General features: G+C 59.4%; 14 protein-coding genes. 6 read left to right on the top strand and 8 right to left on the bottom strand.

Translation table 11 applies throughout. From position 1 onward, the window contains the following. Positions 1 to 46: 46 nt before the first annotated feature. Positions 47 to 910, bottom strand: coding sequence for a DMT family transporter (locus CKW11_RS17960; protein ID WP_095138570.1), 864 nt, complete (start codon positions 908 to 910; stop codon positions 47 to 49). Positions 911 to 1,466: 556 nt separating this feature from the next. On the opposite strand from CKW11_RS17960, the gene CKW11_RS17955 reads away from it, so the two are divergent. After that, entirely contained in the window at positions 1,467 to 1,889 is a 423-nt protein-coding gene (locus CKW11_RS17955; protein WP_371917880.1) for a hypothetical protein, read from the top strand. After that, complete coding sequence (locus CKW11_RS28670; protein ID WP_143500035.1) at positions 1,886 to 2,083, top strand: hypothetical protein; 198 nt, start codon at positions 1,886 to 1,888, stop codon at positions 2,081 to 2,083. The genes CKW11_RS17955 and CKW11_RS28670 overlap by 4 nt, the downstream gene beginning before the upstream one ends. 57 nt (positions 2,084 to 2,140) lie before the next feature. On the opposite strand, the gene CKW11_RS17945 is transcribed toward CKW11_RS28670, so the two are convergent. Then, positions 2,141 to 3,079: an aspartyl/asparaginyl beta-hydroxylase domain-containing protein gene (locus tag CKW11_RS17945; protein ID WP_095138567.1), complete on the bottom strand. Its 939-nt coding sequence runs from the start codon at positions 3,077 to 3,079 to the stop codon at positions 2,141 to 2,143. A gap of 185 nt (positions 3,080 to 3,264) precedes the next feature. Next, complete coding sequence (gene cysK / locus CKW11_RS17940; protein ID WP_095138566.1) at positions 3,265 to 4,239, bottom strand: cysteine synthase A; 975 nt, start codon at positions 4,237 to 4,239, stop codon at positions 3,265 to 3,267. Between the two features lie 127 nt (positions 4,240 to 4,366). Here cysK and CKW11_RS17935 point away from each other — a divergent pair, with 127 nt between their 5' ends. From CKW11_RS17935 to CKW11_RS17925, 3 genes are all read left to right on the top strand, one after another. Further along, positions 4,367 to 5,443, top strand: coding sequence for a DUF748 domain-containing protein (locus tag CKW11_RS17935; protein WP_095138565.1), 1,077 nt, complete (start codon positions 4,367 to 4,369; stop codon positions 5,441 to 5,443). A 227-nt stretch (positions 5,444 to 5,670) separates the two neighbouring features. Next, a complete protein-coding gene (locus tag CKW11_RS17930) occupies positions 5,671 to 6,516 on the top strand; it encodes a MoxR family ATPase (protein ID WP_003222636.1) in 846 nt (281 codons plus the stop codon). 12 nt (positions 6,517 to 6,528) lie between these two features. Beyond that, positions 6,529 to 7,707, top strand: a complete 1,179-nt coding sequence (locus CKW11_RS17925; RefSeq protein WP_027614532.1) for a VWA domain-containing protein — start codon at positions 6,529 to 6,531, stop codon at positions 7,705 to 7,707. Between the two features lie 88 nt (positions 7,708 to 7,795). Here CKW11_RS17925 and CKW11_RS17920 read toward each other — a convergent pair whose 3' ends face one another. From CKW11_RS17920 to CKW11_RS17905, 4 genes are all read right to left on the bottom strand, one after another. After that, entirely contained in the window at positions 7,796 to 8,713 is a 918-nt protein-coding gene (locus tag CKW11_RS17920) for a biotin-dependent carboxyltransferase family protein (RefSeq protein ID WP_095138564.1), read from the bottom strand. Then, entirely contained in the window at positions 8,710 to 9,414 is a 705-nt protein-coding gene (locus CKW11_RS17915; RefSeq protein WP_095138563.1) for an allophanate hydrolase subunit 1, read from the bottom strand. The genes CKW11_RS17920 and CKW11_RS17915 overlap by 4 nt, the downstream gene beginning before the upstream one ends. After that, on the bottom strand, positions 9,411 to 10,163 hold the full coding sequence (locus CKW11_RS17910) for a 5-oxoprolinase subunit PxpA (RefSeq protein ID WP_095138562.1): 753 nt from the start codon (positions 10,161 to 10,163) through the stop codon (positions 9,411 to 9,413). Before CKW11_RS17910 ends, CKW11_RS17915 begins: the two co-directional genes overlap by 4 nt. Positions 10,164 to 10,226: 63 nt before the next feature. Further along, positions 10,227 to 11,513 (bottom strand): MFS transporter, encoded by a 1,287-nt coding sequence (locus CKW11_RS17905; RefSeq protein ID WP_095138561.1) that lies wholly within the window; start codon positions 11,511 to 11,513, stop codon positions 10,227 to 10,229. Between the two features lie 158 nt (positions 11,514 to 11,671). Between CKW11_RS17905 and CKW11_RS17900 the strand changes: the two genes are divergently transcribed. Next, the gene (locus tag CKW11_RS17900; protein WP_095138560.1) at positions 11,672 to 12,586 is read left to right on the top strand and encodes a LysR family transcriptional regulator; all 915 of its coding nucleotides are present in this window, start codon (positions 11,672 to 11,674) and stop codon (positions 12,584 to 12,586) included. A 152-nt stretch (positions 12,587 to 12,738) separates the two neighbouring features. Here CKW11_RS17900 and CKW11_RS17895 read toward each other — a convergent pair whose 3' ends face one another. Continuing rightward, positions 12,739 to 13,281 carry a DUF2937 family protein gene (locus tag CKW11_RS17895; RefSeq protein WP_064586452.1) on the bottom strand — a complete coding sequence of 181 codons (543 nt, stop codon included), beginning with the start codon at positions 13,279 to 13,281 and terminating at the stop codon, positions 12,739 to 12,741. Positions 13,282 to 13,295: the final 14 nt, after the last annotated feature.

Raw genomic sequence — 13,295 nt, 5'->3', positions numbered from 1 at the left:
GGGCTTGCTCGCGAAGGCGGCCGAACAGCCGCCATCGGTTTACGGATCAGCCGGTTTTACGGAACACAAACACCAGACCCACAATGATCAACAGCATCCCCAGCACGCTCAACGCCGCCAGGCGATTGCCGAAAATCAGATAGTCCATCACCGCCGTCACCGCCGGCACCAGATAGAACAGACTGGTGACATTCACCAGATTGCCCCGTGCGATCAGGCGATAAAGCAACAACGTTGCCAGCACGGAAACCACCAGCCCCATCCACAGCACCGGCACGATGAAACCGGCGCTGTGTTCAAAGTGAAACGGCTGGAACGGCACAAAGATCCCGCAGAGCAACAGGCCCGCCAGATACTGCACCGGCAACGTTCCGAGGGGATTGTCGGTGATGCGTTTCTGCATGATCGACCCCAGCGTCATACTCGCCAGCGCCAGCAAGCCAAACAACATCCCCGCCCACGACATCCCGGCCAAACCAATGCCTTGGTAAACCACCATGATCAACCCGGCCAACCCCAACGCCAGACCAAACATCCGGCTCGCCGAACGCTGCCGCTCCATCAATACCACCGTGAGAATCGGCTGCACGCCCATGATCGTCGCCATTACCCCCGGTGTGACTTTGGTGTTCAGCGCCAGCAGATAGAAAATCTGATACGCCCCCAACAACACCACGCCCGTAGCAATCGCAAACAGCATCGGCCGACCGCCCTTGGGCAGCTTCAACTTGAGCAGCGGCGTCAACAGCAACAGCCCGCACAGCGCGATCACAAATCGAATCAGCAGAAAGGCAAACGGCGATGCATGGGCCAGCCCCCATTTGGAGAAGATCGCCCCGCTGCTCCACAGCAGAACGAACAGGCTCGTGGACGTCGCCGCGAGCGCGGATTTTTTCGATAGGACAAACATGAATACCACCTGTAGTCAGGCAAATAGCCAATTCAGCCGAGGCTGAAATTCAGTAGGTTTTTCTGGCGGGCGCAGGGGTCAGCAGAGAATGCCGATCAGCCCGAAACGCCAACGCCCGGCGGTGATACGACGGCGCACACCGGCGTGCTACTGACAGGTGGAGGGTAATGACTGATCTGCCCGGGCTGCTGATTCCCGCACGGCACGACGCCAGCGTTGACCGCTGAATCGACTACCGCGTTGATGAGGGATGCAGGCATTGGGGCTGATCTTTTTTGAAGGGTTTGAAGAGTGAATCAGCTGATTCACGAGCGCCGACTATAACCAGCGGGGGACATGGATTGCAATGATTTGGACAAAGGGCCAGTAGCGACGGATGCATGAGAGCTGAATAGGCTGTTGAGCAACGGCTACACCTATCGATGGGGAGACATGGAATGCTCGAAATCATATGCCAAGGGAACGGAGTTATCTGCACTATCAGTTGTATCGGTCGCTGGCCAGGAAGCAGGCAAGCATCGCCACTGCTCTGTTGCAGCTACCAGCGGGACAGGACTTGTCGAAAGTACGCTTTGAACCTATCGATGCCAAAGCACTAGATGCGTTTGAGCGTTGGGATGATCCGCATTTTTGCTGGCGAGAGATTGCCGAATGGAAGTCACGAGAACCCTTGTCCCTGGATATCGCGATATGGTTTGAAGAAAAACTATGCGGACTGTGTTTCGCCAATCCGAACAAAAGCCGCCAGCGGATTCGAGTCGTACGATTGGAGGGGCGACCCGGTGTGCCTCACCCGCTTAAAAAGCGTATTGCGCTTTTGTCGATGATGGCCATCGATGAGTTTGCGCAAATAATCGGCAGTAAGTGCATCGAAGTTCAGGAACCGATACCTGAAGCAATTCCTGTTTATACAAAACTCGGCTTCAAATTTGATTTGGAAGGCCGCCTTGTCCTCGCAGTGGAGAGTAAAGTATCGTGAAAACTGTTCAAGTAATGATCAACGAGGGCGGGAGCATGCGTAAATCCGTGAAAAAATCCCCTACTAAGAAAAGATCAAGCAAAACGGACGAAAAGCTTATCTCCTCCGAGCTATCAGCCAATCAGCAGCGCTTTCTTCAGCTACTGATTACAGGCATCGAAGACGAACCCAACGTTCTCGCTGGGCGGCGCTGAATCGCAGGCAATAAAAAACCGCTCACAAGGAGCGGTTTTTTATTACAACATCCAGCCTTAACCAAACAGCCAATACCCCAACAACGTCAACACCGCCACCGCCAGCACGGGACGCATCACGCGGTAGGCTTTCGGATGACGGCGTTTCCATTGTTTGACCACGCCGCTGAACTTGTCGCTGAAGTTCTTGCTCCAGGCGTAGGCCTGGTTGATCCCGCCGACGCGTTCATCATCAAGGTTCTGCGGTGCGGTGGCGCGTCCCAGCCAGGCGCTGATGGCGCGGTTGATGCGGGTCATCACACGGTTGCTCAGCGGACGCTCGACGTCGCAGAACAGGATCACGCGGGTTTGGTCGGTTTCGTTCTTGACCCAGTGCACGTAGGTCTCGTCGAACATCACGTCTTCGCCGTCGCGCCAGGCGTAGACCTGACCATCAACAAAGATCCGGCAATCGTCGGAGTTCGGCGTCGACAGACCCAAGTGATAACGCAGCGAGCCGGCAAACGGATCACGGTGCGGGTTCAGGTGGCTGCCACCTGGCAACAGGGCGAACATCGCGCCTTTGACGTTAGGGATCGCATTGACCAGCGCCACGGTTTTCGGGCACAGGGTTTCGGCCGACGGCAGCGGTTTGTCGTACCACTTGAGGTAGAAACGCTTCCAGCCCTTCTTGAAGAACGAGCCGAAACCGGCGTCATTGTTCTTCTCGGCGGCGCGGATGTAGCCCTCGTCGAACAGGTGCATGGCTTCGTCGCGAATGGTTTCCCAGTTATCGCGCAGCACATCAAGCTCCGGAAACTTGCTGCGATCCAGATACGGCTTGGACGGAACGCCGGAAAACAGGTACATCAGCGCGTTGTACGGGGCGAACAGCGCCGAGTGGTTGACGAACTGACGCAGAACCGGCAGGCGCGCCTTGCCGCGCAAATGCACATAGAGGATGCTGCCCGCAAACAACAGCAACACCGACACCTTGGCGGCTAACGAAAAGTTCATCAACGACTCCTTGAATAAAGACAACGCTGCGCAATGCCCTTTACCCGGCATGGCAGCCGGCCATGATAAACACTACCGGCCTCGGGAAAAACCCGCTGAACCCAAGATTCAGTGTTAAGAATTGCGCAACAAAGCATTTATTAGCATAACGATGCTGAACGCCGGCTGATCTGAGTCAAATTCGACTACTGCTGATTCTCCTGGTCGGTGAACAGATCACTGAACAACATGCTCGACAGATAGCGCTCGCCGGAGTCCGGCAGAATCACCACGATGGTCTTGCCCTGCATTTCCGGCTTCTCGGCCAGACGCACTGCCACAGCCATTGCCGCGCCGCAGGAGATACCGCACAAGATCCCTTCTTCCTGCATCAGACGCAGCGCCATGGCCTTGGATTCGTCGTCAGTGACCTGCTCCACCCGGTCGACCATCGACAAATCGAGGTTCTTCGGCACGAAACCGGCGCCAATCCCCTGAATCTTGTGCGGGCTCGGCTTGATCTCTTCACCCGCCAACGCCTGGCTGATGACCGGTGAAGACACCGGCTCCACCGCCACCGACAGAATCGGTTTGCCCTGGGTATTCTTGATATACCGCGAAACGCCAGTGATGGTTCCGCCGGTTCCGACGCCGGCCACCAGCACATCGACTGCGCCATCGGTGTCATTCCAGATTTCCGGGCCGGTGGTTTTTTCGTGAATCGCCGGGTTGGCCGGGTTGTCGAACTGCGACGGCATGAAGTATTTGTCGGTGTCGCTGGCAACGATCTCGGCGGCTTTCTCGATTGCGCCTTTCATGCCCTTGGCCGGTTCGGTCAGGACCAGCTCTGCGCCCAGTGCTTTCAAGACCTTGCGACGCTCGATGCTCATCGAAGCCGGCATGGTCAGCATCAACCTGTAACCACGGGCGGCGGCAACGAAGGCCAGACCGATGCCGGTATTGCCCGACGTCGGCTCGACGATAGTCATGCCCGGCTTGAGTTTGCCGCTACTTTCGGCATCCCAGATCATGTTCGCGCCGATCCGGCACTTGACCGAATAACCGGGGTTGCGCCCCTCGATCTTGGCCAGAATGGTCACGCCACGCGGCGCGATGCGGTTGATCTGCACCAGCGGCGTGTTGCCGATGGAGTGGGCGTTGTCAGCAAAAATACGGCTCATGGCTGGGTCCTTATGCAGCGTTGAATTCAGCGTTTCAAGGTATGCCTGTTGCCTGGCGCAGTCCAGTCGGGTCGAACGTCTGCGCCGCGCCACAGTCAATCGCTTACATCGTTCGGGAATTGTTGTCATGAAGCGTCGCTACAGTTGGCCACTAGGGATCTTCACCGTCGTCGTTGTGCTGTTGATCGCCCTGCACATCGCCCTGCCCTACATGGTGCGCGATTACCTGAACGGCAAACTGGCGGATATGGGCGATTACCGCGGCCAGGTCACCGACGTCGATCTGGCGCTGTGGCGTGGCGCCTACCGGATCAATGGCCTGAAAATCGTCAAGGTCGACGGCAAGGTACCGGTGCCGTTCGTCAACGCGCCCGTGATCGATCTGGCGGTCAGCTGGCATTCGCTGTGGTACGACCATGCGGTGGTGGCACAGGTGCAGTTCTTCAATCCCGAGGTCAACTTCGTCGATGGTGGTGCCAACAAGCAGAACTCTCAAACCGGTCAAGGCACCGACTGGCGCGAACAACTGGGCAAATTGCTACCGATCACCCTCGACGAGGTGCAGATTCACGAGGGCAAAATCACTTTTCGCAATTTCAACTCCAAGCCACCGGTCAACATGAATGCCACCAACGTCGAAGCGAGCATCTACAACCTGACCAACGTGGTCGACAAACAGGGCAAACGCGACGCCCGCTTCGAAGGCAAAGCGCTTCTGCTCGGACATGCTCCCTTGGAAACCACTGCCACCTTCGACCCGCTGAGCAACTTCGAGGACTTCCAGTTCCGCCTGCGCGCCCGCGATATCGAGCTCAAGCGCATGAACGACTTCGCCTCGGCCTACGGCAAGTTCGATTTCAACGCCGGCCACGGCGACGTGGTCATCGAATCCCAGGCGAAAAAAGCCCAGGTCAGCGGCTACATCAAACCGCTGTTGCGCGACGTCGAAGTGTTCAACTGGCAGCAGGACGTGGAGAACAAGGACAAGAGCATCTTCCGCTCAGTCTGGGAGGCCATCGTCGGCGGCACGGAAACCGTGCTGAAGAACCAGGCCAAAAACCAGTTCGCCACCAAGGTCGAGCTCAGCGGCAACGTGCATCAGCAAAATATCAGCGCATTCGAAGCTTTTTTGCAGATTCTGCGCAATGGCTTCATTCAGGCCTTCAATGCGCGGTATGAGCGTCCTAAGCCGGATGCGGGCTAGCTCTTGAAAATCCGAGCTGCTTCGCAGCTATCGGGGATGAATCCCCTCACCACAGGGGCGCTGTCTGGCGTCAGGCCGAAACCGAGTCAACATGTGACGCCCCATTCAGAGACTGAATAAGCCGTCTGCGTTCACAGTCGACCGGGCTGCGCGTTATAGTCGGGGCATCCGATTTTTCGCCCCCGCCCTGCCCGTGCAGGTCGGCGTTACCGTTCGAGGATTAGCAGATGAAGTTCGAAGGCACCCAGGCCTACGTCGCCACCGATGACCTGAAGCTGGCGGTCAACGCCGCCATCACCCTGGAGCGGCCGCTGCTGGTCAAGGGCGAACCGGGCACCGGCAAGACCATGCTCGCCGAGCAACTGGCCGAATCGTTCGGCGCCAAGCTGATCACCTGGCACATCAAGTCCACCACCAAGGCCCACCAGGGCCTGTACGAGTACGATGCGGTCAGCCGTCTGCGCGACTCGCAACTGGGCAACGAAAAAGTCCACGATGTGCGCAACTACCTGAAGAAGGGCAAGCTGTGGGAGGCTTTCGAGTCCGAAGAGCGGGTGATTCTGCTGATCGACGAAATCGACAAGGCCGACATCGAGTTCCCTAACGACCTGCTGCAAGAACTCGACAAGATGGAGTTCTACGTTTACGAGATCGACGAGACCATCAAGGCCAAGAAGCGCCCGATCATCATCATTACCTCCAACAACGAGAAAGAGCTGCCGGACGCCTTCCTGCGCCGCTGCTTCTTCCACTACATCGCCTTCCCGGATCGCAGCACCCTGCAGAAAATCGTCGATGTGCACTACCCGGACATCAAGAAGGATCTGGTCAGCGAAGCGCTGGACGTGTTCTTCGACGTGCGCAAGGTGCCGGGCCTGAAGAAGAAGCCGTCGACCTCGGAACTGGTCGACTGGCTGAAGCTGCTGATGGCCGACAACATCGGCGAAGCGGTGCTGCGCGAGCGCGATCCGACCAAGGCCATTCCGCCATTGGCCGGAGCGCTGGTGAAGAACGAACAGGATGTGCAGTTGCTTGAGCGCCTGGCGTTCATGAGCCGTCGCGGTTCTCGCTAAGAGGCTGATGCCATGTTGCTCAACCTGTTCAATGAAATGCGTGCAGCCAAGGTGCCGGTGTCGGTGCGCGAGTTGCTCGACCTGATCAACGCGCTGAAACAGCGCGTCACCTTCGCCGACATGGACGAGTTCTACTACTTGTCGCGGGCGATTCTGGTGAAGGACGAACGGCATTTCGACAAGTTTGACCGTGCGTTCGGCGCCTACTTCAATGGCCTGGAAAAGCTCGACGATCATCTGCAGGCGCTGATTCCCGAAGACTGGTTGCGCAAGGAATTCGAGCGCTCGCTGACCGACGAGGAACGGGCGCAGATCCAGTCCCTCGGTGGCCTGGACAAGCTGATCGAAGAATTCAAGAAACGTCTGGAAGAACAGAAGGAGCGCCACGCCGGCGGCAACAAATGGATCGGCACTGGCGGCACCAGCCCGTTCGGCTCCGGCGGCTTCAACCCGGAAGGCATTCGGGTCGGCGATGCCGGCAAGCGTCAGGGCAAAGCGGTCAAGGTCTGGGATCAGCGCGAGTACAAGAACCTCGACGATTCGGTGGAGCTGGGTACGCGCAACATCAAGGTCGCCCTGCGTCGTCTGCGCAAATTCGCCCGTCAGGGTGCGGCTGAAGAGCTGGACATCGACGGCACCATCGACCACACCGCCAAGGACGCCGGCCTGCTGAATATCCAGATGCGCCCGGAGCGGCGCAACACGGTGAAGCTGCTGTTGCTGTTCGACATCGGCGGCTCGATGGACGCGCACGTGAAGATCTGCGAGGAACTGTTCTCGGCCTGCAAGACCGAGTTCAAGCATCTGGAGTACTTCTACTTCCACAACTTCATTTATGAGTCGGTGTGGAAGAACAACATGCGCCGCACGTCCGAGCGTTTCTCGACCCAGGATCTGCTGCACAAATACGGCGCCGACTACAAAGTGATCTTCATCGGTGACGCCGCCATGGCGCCCTACGAAATCACCCAGGCCGGCGGCAGTGTCGAGCACTGGAACGAAGAGCCGGGCTACCTGTGGATGCAGCGGTTCATGGAGAAGTACAAGAAGCTCATCTGGATCAATCCTTATCCGAAGGACACGTGGGGATACACGTCGTCGACCAATATCGTGCGCGATTTGATCGAGGATCAGATGTATCCGTTGACCCTGCGTGGGCTGGAAGAAGGGATGCGGTTTTTGTCCAAATAAAAAGCCAAAGATCGCAGCCTTCGGCAGCTCCTACAGAAAATTTCGCATTTCCATGTAGGAGCTGCGGCACGCTGCGATCTTTTGATCTTCAACCAAAACGCCGCAAATACTCGACATGCTCGCGGTGCGCCACTTCCTGCACCACCGGCCTCAACCGCACCTGCGCCCCCGGCAGACACTGCGCCAGTCGCGCCAGCGCCAACGGCGTCAACGCTCCCAACCTTGGATAGCCACCAATCGTCTGCCGATCATTGAGCAGCACGATCGGCTGTCCATCCGGCGGAACCTGCACCGCGCCCAGCGGAATACCCTCGGAAATCATCGGCCGGCCCTGATACTGCAAGGCCTTGCCCAACAGTCGAATGCCCATGCGGTCGGCGCGACTGTCGAGCGTCCACGGACTGTTGAACACATCGAACAGACTCTGCCCGCTGAACTGGCCGATCTGTGCGCCGAGCACCAGATCCAGCGGCGTATTCAGGCGCAGATCCGGACGATGCGCCTGCGGCACTTCACGCACCTGCAGAACCGCACCGCGATAACTCAACGTCGCGCCCTTGGCCAACGGCGACCCCATGCCATCAAGCCCACCCAGTTCCTCGCGCACCACCGTGGCACTGCTGCCCAGCACCTGCGGCGCGTCGAATCCACCGGGCGCCGCCAGATAAGCCCGGACGCCGAGCAGCGGTTGGGTGAACTTCAATGTCTGGCCTTTGCCCAGTTTGAAACTGCGCCACGGCGCCAACGCCTGCCCGTCGATCTGCGCGCCAAGATCCGCCCCGGCCAGTGCCAGCAGGCAATCCTCCTGCGCCACCACGGCAAACCCGCCGAGAGTGATTTCGATCACCGGCAGATCCAGCGCATTGCCGAGTAACCAATTGCCCCAACTCATTGAACTCCAATCCGCGGCACCACCCTGGGTCACGCCCAAATGGCGCACGCCAAAGCGCCCGGCGTCCTGCAACAGGCACAGCGGCGTGCTCGCTTCAATCGTCAGTCGGCTCATGCCAGCGCCTCCAGTGGCGTGTCATCGCCGCCCAGGTTGATGAACTCGGCGTGGCTCACCGCTTCGAAACGCACGGTGTCGCCGGGTTGCATCAGGCTGTAGCCGTCGCGATGGCGGTCGAACAGTTTCGCCGGGGTACGGCCGATCAGGTTCCAGCCACCGGGGGAGACCACCGGATAAGCAGCGGTCTGCCGTTCGGCGATACCGACGCTGCCGGCCGCGACTTTCTTGCGTGGGGTGTCCAGGCGTGGCGCCGCGAGGATTTCCTCCACCAGACCCATGAAGGCGAATCCCGGGGCGAAGCCGAGGGCAAACACCTGATATTCACGCGCGCTGTGACGGCGGATCACCTCCTCCACCGCCAACCCGCTGCGCTGCGCCAGCAGGCTCAGTTCGGGGCCGACACTCAGGTCGTACCAGACCGGCAGTACATGGCACTGGCCGCTGGTGCGCGCATTCGGCGACAGGTCGATCAAGGCTTCAGCGATCAGTTCACGGGCCTGGCCCGGATTCAACAAAGTCAGGTCGTAATGCACCATCAGCGTGGTGTAAGACGGCACCAGATCGATCAACTGCGCGCCAAACACCGCGCGCAGACGCTCACTGGCGGCGAGCATCCACGGCATGTTGGTTTCGGCAATTTCATCGAACAGGCGCAGCATCAGGCAGTCCAGGGCCACCACTTCAATCCGTGGGTTCATGGCGCGCTCTGCTGGTTCAAGGCCTCGCGAATGCGCTGCACGGCGGCCACCGAACTGGCGTTATCGCCATGCACGCACAAGGTGTTGGCCTGCAGGTGCAGCGCGCTGCCGTCGCTGGCGACGAGGTCGCCGCCACGGGCGATGGTCAGCGCCTGTTCGATGATTTTTTCTGCTTCGTGATGCACCGCACCCGGCAGTTGCCGCGAGACCAGCCGACCTGCACTGTCGTAGGCGCGGTCGGCGAAGGCTTCGAACCACAGGGTCACGCCGTATTCGTCACCGAGCTGCTGCGCCGCCGAATTGTCACGGGTGGCCATCAGCATCAACGGCAAGCTGCGATCGTAGGCGGCAACGGCCTCAATCACCGCCCGCAATTGCGCCGGGTTGGCCATCATGTCGTTGTACATCGCGCCGTGAGGTTTGACGTAACTGACCCGCCCGCCCTGCGCGCGGCAAATGCCGTCAAGCGCGCCGATCTGGTAATGCAGGATGTCTTGCAGCTCTTGCGCGGAACAGGCCATGGAACGCCGGCCGAAACCGACCAGATCCTGATAGGCCGGGTGCGCGCCGATCTGCACGCCGTGGCTCAGGGCCAGGCTGACGGTCTTGCGCATGATGCTCGGGTCACCAGCATGGAAGCCGCAAGCAACGTTGGCGCAGTCGATGAAGGGCATGACCTCGGCGTCCAGACCCATGGTCCAGCTGCCGAAACTCTCGCCGATGTCACAGTTCAATAGCAGGCGGCTCACGGTGAACACTCCTGTAGCTTCTGGTCTTTTTATCTGTAGGACGCTTGCCCGGCAGGTTATCAGTTACTGCGCATCCAGTTGCTTGCCACGGGTCTCCGGCAGGCTCAATGCGGCGAGAATCACCACGCCGTAGGACACCGCAGCGAACGCCCCGATACCCACGCTCAACGGGACTTTCTGACTCAGCAAACCAATCAGCAGCGGAAACAAAGCCGCCAGCGCCCGACCGATGTTGTAGCAGAAGCCCTGCCCCGAACCGCGAATCCGCGTTGGAAAAAGCTCGGTGAGAAACGCGCCCATGCCGCTGAAAATCCCCGAAGCGAAGAAGCCCAGCGGAAAACCCAGCCACAGCATCACGCCGTTGCTCACCGGCATCTGCGTGTACAGCAGAACGATGGTGAACGAGCCGACCGCGAACAGGATGAAATTCTTTTTCCGTCCCAGCAGATCAGTCAGATAAGCGCTGATCACATAGCCGACGTAGGAGCCGACAATCACCATCGCCAGATACCCGCCAGTGCCGAGCACGCTCAAGCCGCGTTCGTTCTTGAGGAAGGTCGGCAGCCACGAGGTGATCGCGTAGTAACCGCCGAGCGCGCCGGTAGTCAGTAGTGACGCACGGAACGTGGTGAACAGCATGCCGGGGGCGAAGATCTCGTAGAACTTCGCCGGATTCTGCGGAGTTTGCGCCGCCTTGGCTTCGCGATAGATCTCCGGGTCTTTCACCAGCCGCCGCACGAAGATCACGAAAATGGCCGGGACGATGCCGAGAATGAACAGCGCACGCCACGCGTCTTCTGGCGGCATGATCGAGAACAGCAGCGCATACAGAATCGCCGTCAGCCCCCACCCCAGCGCCCAGCCGGATTGCACCATGCCCACCGCTTTGCCGCGATCCTTGGCGCGGATCACTTCACCGATCAACACCGCGCCGGCAGTCCACTCGCCGCCGAAACCGAAGCCCATCAGGGTACGGGCGATCAGCAGCTGTTCGTAGTTCTGCGCGAAACCACAAAGAAACGTGAAGAAAGCGAACCACAGCACCGTCAGTTGCAGAGTGCGCACGCGGCCGATGCGGTCGGAGAGAATCCCCGCGACCCAGCCGCCAATGGCCGAGGCGATCAGGGTGCTGGTGTGAATCAGCCCGGCCTGCCCGGTGGTGATGCCCCACATGGCGATCAGGGTCGGCACCACGAAACTGAGCATTTGCGTGTCCATGCCGTCCAGGCCATAGCCGATCTTGCAGCTCCAGAAGGTACGACGCTCTTGCTGATTGATGTTGCGATACCAGTCGAACGGTCCCGGGCGGGCCGTGCTCTTGGGGAGGTCGAGGGTGTCGGGCGCACTCATGGCAAGTCTCCGCAGGCTTTTATTGGTCTTGTTCGTAGTCCCGACGACGCCTATCGTGGGAACCGGATGCGCCGATTTTTGGGCGCCCCGCCCTGCTGCGTCCAACGAATAAAAACCCGCCTTAGGCATAAGAAAAATTTGTCACCCGAGCCTTGCCCATGAACCTGAAGTTTCTCGAGACCTTTGTCTGGGTCGCCCGGCTGAAGAGTTTTCGCCTGACCGCCGACAAGCTGTTCACCACCCAGGCGTCGATTTCCAGCCGCATCGCGGTGCTCGAAGGCGAGCTGGGGGTGAAGCTGTTTCTGCGCGATTCACGCGGCGTCAGCCTGACGCCCGAAGGCCTGAAGGTGCTGGATTACGCCGAGCAGATGCTCGATACGATGTCGGCGCTGAAGCAATCGATCGAGACCCGTTCAAGCAAGGTCGGCCGGGTGCGCATCGGCGTGATGGACACGGTGATCCACACTTGGCTCAGCCCGTTGGTGGCACAGATGACCGATCTGTATCCACGGGTGGAAATCGAGCTGGTGGCGGATACCTCGCTGAACCTCTGCGATCAGCTGCAAAAAGGCTTTCTCGACATCGTTCTGCAAACCGATCTGATACGTCACGAAAGCGTGCGTAGCCTGGAGCTGGCCAGCCATCCGCTGGGCTGGATCGTTGCGAGCAATTCGATCTACAACCGCGACTACGCCGACCTCGGCGAACTGGCGCAGGAACGGCTCATCACCTATTCAAAAAACTCCCGACCACATCAGGATTTGCTCGCTTTGATGCAGGCCAACGGCGTGCTGGCGCCGCGCCTGAACTGTGTGAATTCGGTGTCGGCGATTACCCGGCTGTTGCGTGATGGTTTTGGCATTGGCGTGCTGCCGCCGGTGCTGGTGGCCGAGGAACTGGCGCGGGGGGAACTGACCTTGCTCGACATCGACCAGCGACCGCCGAATCTGCAGGTGGTGGTGTCGTGGCGAGTTGGCGTGGAGTGGGTCGAGGAGATGGTGACGTTGTGTCAGCAGGTGCTGGCGGGGTATGCGCGCAAGGTCGGTGAGAACTACATTGTCTTGAGTGCCTGACACCCTGTGGCGAGGGAGCTTGCTCCCGCTGGACTGCGAAGCAGGCCCAAAACCAGACATCCCAATCATTCAGGACAATTGAGTTCATAGCTTTACGACTGCTGCGCAGCCGGGCGGGAGCAAGCTCCCTCGCCACAGGAGTTTTGCCAGACTTACAAGCCGCGCACGTCGCGGTCTTCAATCGGCCGGCTCTGGCGCAAGCGCCGGCCGCCCAAGACCACCCAGTCAATCAGACGAATCAGGCACTCGATGCCGAACGACAGCAGCAACGCGCCGCTCATGCCCCAGATCATCGCTTCCGGGGTCAGCAGGATCTGGTAGCTGTAGCCGTTCCAGGTTTCCTTGCGAATGTCCGGGTCGGCGGCCAGCACCACTTGCAGGAAGCGGATGTACCACGGGCCCTGCATCGCCTGGAACTGTTTATCCAGCGCAATCTGGCGGTTGAGCAAGGTGCTCAGGCTGTCGGCATCGCTGCGAAATACCGGGTCATCACTGGCGCGGTAATGCGCGACCAGCGCCTGCAAGTCGCCCTTGAAAAACTGCTCGGCGGTGCCCTGAAAACCGCGCAGACCGGTCTGCGCTTCGATCAGATGGGCTTCGACGCGTTTGGCGTAATCGTTGATGAATCCCGGCACCTGGACACCGATCAACAGGCCCGCCGCAAACAACACCAGCCGTAGATAACTGAGCAACATCGAGGAGAGATCCT

It is taken from the genome of Pseudomonas sp. Irchel s3a10, assembly GCF_900187525.1.
GTDB classification, from domain to species: domain Bacteria; phylum Pseudomonadota; class Gammaproteobacteria; order Pseudomonadales; family Pseudomonadaceae; genus Aquipseudomonas; species Aquipseudomonas koreensis_G.
Note: the sequence above shows the minus strand (reverse complement) of the source record. Positions and strands in the feature narration are given on the sequence as shown.

Coding starts and splice junctions, on each gene's coding strand:
- CKW11_RS17960 (WP_095138570.1), bottom strand. CDS start 910: ATGTTTGTCCTATCGAAAAAATCCGCGCTCGCGGCGACGTCCACGAGC.
- CKW11_RS17945 (WP_095138567.1), bottom strand. CDS start 3,079: ATGAACTTTTCGTTAGCCGCCAAGGTGTCGGTGTTGCTGTTGTTTGCG.
- cysK (WP_095138566.1), bottom strand. CDS start 4,239: ATGAGCCGTATTTTTGCTGACAACGCCCACTCCATCGGCAACACGCCG.
- CKW11_RS17935 (WP_095138565.1), top strand. CDS start 4,367: ATGAAGCGTCGCTACAGTTGGCCACTAGGGATCTTCACCGTCGTCGTT.
- CKW11_RS17930 (WP_003222636.1), top strand. CDS start 5,671: ATGAAGTTCGAAGGCACCCAGGCCTACGTCGCCACCGATGACCTGAAG.
- CKW11_RS17925 (WP_027614532.1), top strand. CDS start 6,529: ATGTTGCTCAACCTGTTCAATGAAATGCGTGCAGCCAAGGTGCCGGTG.
- CKW11_RS17920 (WP_095138564.1), bottom strand. CDS start 8,713: ATGAGCCGACTGACGATTGAAGCGAGCACGCCGCTGTGCCTGTTGCAG.
- CKW11_RS17915 (WP_095138563.1), bottom strand. CDS start 9,414: ATGAACCCACGGATTGAAGTGGTGGCCCTGGACTGCCTGATGCTGCGC.
- CKW11_RS17905 (WP_095138561.1), bottom strand. CDS start 11,513: ATGAGTGCGCCCGACACCCTCGACCTCCCCAAGAGCACGGCCCGCCCG.
- CKW11_RS17900 (WP_095138560.1), top strand. CDS start 11,672: ATGAACCTGAAGTTTCTCGAGACCTTTGTCTGGGTCGCCCGGCTGAAG.
- CKW11_RS17895 (WP_064586452.1), bottom strand. CDS start 13,281: ATGTTGCTCAGTTATCTACGGCTGGTGTTGTTTGCGGCGGGCCTGTTG.